This is a genomic window from Calothrix sp. CCY 0018 (assembly GCF_963920925.1).
Classification (GTDB): Bacteria; Cyanobacteriota; Cyanobacteriia; order Cyanobacteriales; family Nostocaceae; genus Rivularia.
Map to the genome: position 1 here is coordinate 1 of NZ_CAWUDI010000121.1, position 1,048 is coordinate 1,048.

At 34.6% G+C, this 1,048-nt stretch carries 1 protein-coding gene; it reads right to left on the reverse strand.

Translation table 11 applies throughout. The features are described 5' to 3' along the window. Positions 1-547, reverse strand: a 547-nt coding sequence (locus ACM03V_RS34410; protein WP_414625301.1) for a hypothetical protein, incomplete at its 3' end; no start/stop codon positions are given. Positions 548-1,048: the final 501 nt, after the last annotated feature.

The following is a 1,048-nucleotide window of genomic DNA, read 5'->3' on the forward strand; positions in this document are numbered from 1 at the left end:
GATTTTCAGTTTCGCTTTCTTCTGTAGGAGTGAAATTTTCTACAACAGGATTTTCAGTTTCGCTTTCTTCTGTAGGAGTGAAATTTTCTACAACAGGATTTTCTTCTTGAACAGATTTAATATCATCTACAGTTTCTTGTGAAGGTAAAGGAGAATTTTCATAACCAGGTGGTGGAGTAAATTCTCCCTCCCCGAAAGGATTTTCACCATTAGCAAAAGGATTCTCTTCTGTAAAGGGATTACCTGTTGATTCTTCTTCAACATCATTTAAAAGTAATCGATCGCGCAGTTGATCGAAAAGAGAATTCATCCTTCCATCAACATTGGCTTTGACTGATGAAATTAAGGATTCTTGTGTAACTTCTTCATCAACTATCCATTGTCCGTTACCGATTATGGTATTACCAATATTAAGAGCAGATTTTATTCCTCCCTCTAATATATTGTCACTTGTAGAAAAAGAACTACTAGTACTAATTAACGAACCAGTAAAATCAATAGATTGGTCATTAATTTGATTGCTAGAATTTAATTCTGAAGATTCCATTTATTATTATTCCTGTAAAGATAGAAATCACTTTATATCTATAAAATATAGTAATCCGATATCAATTACAAGTATTTAAAGTTTTGAAAAAGTCAGTATTTTTTTAAAGCTAATTTGTGATTTATCTAAAGAATTTAGAAGTCTTTGATACTAATAATAAACTCAATTTATATTCACACAAAACGTAGAGACATAGCAATGCTACGCCTCTACAATAAGGCTATGAACAACAAAACTTTTGCGAAGAATTGATTTGACTTTTAATTATGATTCTTCAGCATGGCGAAAGAATTAAATTATTTTCAGTCGGCATTATATAGTTGCCAAAATCTAAAGTATCCAATTCTCAGAACATATTAAAGTCAGAGAATCGATTAAGCGCCGAAGCTGCCCATGCCGCCAAATGGATTGCCGCCACCCATTCTGCCGCCAGCGAATGGATTGCCACCGCCGCCCATTCCGCCTTCACCCATGTCGCCACCACCAGCGAATGGATTGGAA